Annotated in this window: 2 protein-coding genes and 1 pseudogene; 1 reads left to right on the top strand and 2 read right to left on the bottom strand. The window is 67.9% G+C overall.

The genetic code is table 11. The features are described 5' to 3' along the window. Nucleotides 1–93: 93 nt before the first annotated feature. Nucleotides 94–522: pseudogene (locus ACGF12_RS38360) on the bottom strand (LacI family DNA-binding transcriptional regulator); the annotation flags it as partial. Nucleotides 523–539: 17 nt separating this feature from the next. On the opposite strand from ACGF12_RS38360, the gene ACGF12_RS38355 reads away from it, so the two are divergent. Continuing rightward, nucleotides 540–962 (top strand): NUDIX hydrolase, encoded by a 423-nt coding sequence (locus ACGF12_RS38355; RefSeq protein ID WP_393041219.1) that lies wholly within the window; start codon nucleotides 540–542, stop codon nucleotides 960–962. A gap of 1 nt (nucleotide 963) precedes the next feature. Here the strand turns inward: ACGF12_RS38355 and ACGF12_RS38350 are convergent, their stop codons facing one another. Continuing rightward, nucleotides 964–1,908: a nuclease-related domain-containing protein gene (locus ACGF12_RS38350; protein WP_393041217.1), complete on the bottom strand. Its 945-nt coding sequence runs from the start codon at nucleotides 1,906–1,908 to the stop codon at nucleotides 964–966. Nucleotides 1,909–2,137: the final 229 nt, after the last annotated feature.

Below are 2,137 nucleotides of genomic sequence, written 5' to 3'. Positions count from 1 at the left end.
GCTCATGTTGCTCTTGCCACTCACTACCTGAACTGCTTCCTCCGGGACCGTCCGTCCCAGTATCAGGCTGTCCAGTTCAGCGGGGGAACTTCAGTGCGCCGCGTTCTCCCCGCCAGCACCGTTGCGAAGGTAGCCGAGATCCGCGATGGCCTTGGTGACGCGCAGCCGCGTGACCTCCGGCACGGTCTCGGGCCGGTTCAGCACGTTCGAGACGGTGCCGGCGGAGACCCCGGCGCGCCGGGCGACGTCGACGAGCTTCACGCCCGCGCGGCGAGCTGCGCCGTTGGCGGCTCCGTGGCCGCTGAAGACGTAGGTCCGCCCGTGGCAAGCGCAGGGCTTCGGCTGGTTCCGCTCGATCTGCCTGGCCAGCAGGGCCGAGAGGAAGGGCGGGGTGTCGATCGTGCGGTACGAGTCGTCCTTGGGCGGGCAGCGGTGAAGCTCCCCGTTGTCCAGCTCGTACAGCTGCCACTCGATCCGCACACTCGTGGGCCGGACGTACTCCGCTTCCAGCCCGACCAGCTCGCGCGCCCCTCCACTCCGTGTCTGTGGCTGGCGCTGTAGTACGCGAGGACGGCCGGATTCTCGCGATTCAGCGCGCCGACAACGGCGCCTGGGAACCGCCCGGCGGCGTGCTGGAACTCTCGGAGACCGTCGAGGACGGCGTGCGCCGCGAGGTGTACGAGGAGACCGGGATCAAGGTCTCAGTGGAACGACTGGCCGGGGTCTACAAGAACGTGACCCGCGGGATCGTCGCCCTGGTGTTCCGGTGCCACCCCGAAGGCGGCAGCGAGCAGCTGTCCGACGAGTCGACCGCGGTCGCGTGGCTCACCCCGGAGGAGATCGCCGAACGCATGGGCGAGGTCTACGCCGTCTGCCTACTCGACGCCCTCCAGGGCGAGAGGGCCCCGCACGTCCGGACGCACGACGGGCGGACGCTCCTCGACATGCCGCAGGCCAGCTGAGTCAGCGGGCCTTCCTGCCGCGCTTGCCTATTTGGCTCCAGACGTAGCGGTGGCGGGCGATGGTGAAGACCCGGTCCACCCGGTTCGGCGACAGCACGGCCGGCCGGGAGGGCAGGACGGAGGCGATCTGCTCGCCGTCGACAACCGTCACCCCAGGCTCCGCGCCGAACGTGATCTTCTGGGCGCCGACGATGGCGATGACAGGATGAACGGGGACGTCGAAGCCGCACCATTCGGTCAGTAGCCTGGCGGTTCGGTTCGCCTCGAACTCGGAGTTCTCCAGGTACGGGAAGCCGTTGCGGTTGACCTTCACGACCTTGTCGCCGACCCATACGGTGGCGCCCGGGTGGTGCTTTGAGTTGACCGTGAAGACACCCGGCGGGCCGATCACCACGTGGTCAATATCGGACCCGGACGGCAGCGGCACCCCGTGCAGGACCTTCCAGCCGGCAGCCTTCAGCGCCCCCAGCCGGGAGCCTACGATCTGTTCGCCCTCCAAGCCCCGGAGCGTGCTCGAATCTCCGAGACGTTGACGGGAGAGCTTGGCCGCCAGCCGGACGAGCAGTGTGTACTTCTCCTCGCCCTCTCGCACCAAACTCTCCAACCCCGCGCCGGGTAGGTTCCGCGCGAGGTCATCTTCATCCCGCATTGGAGGCAGGGAGGGGACCTCTGCCCGCGGTTGCGGCACCCGAGCTGGAGTGGCCTTGATCGGCTGTGTCTTCTCCCCGCGGCGCTTGACGGTGCGCGGTGGCACATGGCTGCCTGAGGATCGACACCACTCTTCGACCTTGACCAGTGCGGAGGCTTCGAACTCCGGAACGTCGACCGTGACCACTCCGGTCTTGCAGTCCAGCCAAGCGACCGAATCGCCGCGGGTGCCAGCCTTGTTGACGTAGAGCCGTTCCTTGCCAGGCACCCGCCACGGCTTGACCACCAGGTCCGTCATGCATCCCCCTTGTCTGTCCACACCGGCACGGGATCAGCATGCCCGCGTACCGATCAGGAGGAACTCGGAGGATTCGCAACGGGTTGGCCATGGGCGCCAACACCGCGCAGGCCCGGGCGGGCGCGAGTGGGATGGTGGAGTTGCCCCGGTCTGACAGACACCGGTGGGCTTGCGAGCTACGCGACTGCGTAGAGCACTCTATGTGGTGGCTTCGCGGTGTGACGACGTT

This window comes from Kitasatospora sp. NPDC048296, assembly GCF_043201815.1.
GTDB lineage: Bacteria > Actinomycetota > Actinomycetes > Streptomycetales > Streptomycetaceae > Kitasatospora.
Note: the sequence above shows the minus strand (reverse complement) of the source record. Positions and strands in the feature narration are given on the sequence as shown.

What these genes read in the sequence shown, in the direction of transcription:
- ACGF12_RS38350 (WP_393041217.1), bottom strand. Translation starts at nt 1,908, where the DNA reads ATGACGGACCTGGTGGTCAAGCCGTGGCGGGTGCCTGGCAAGGAACGG.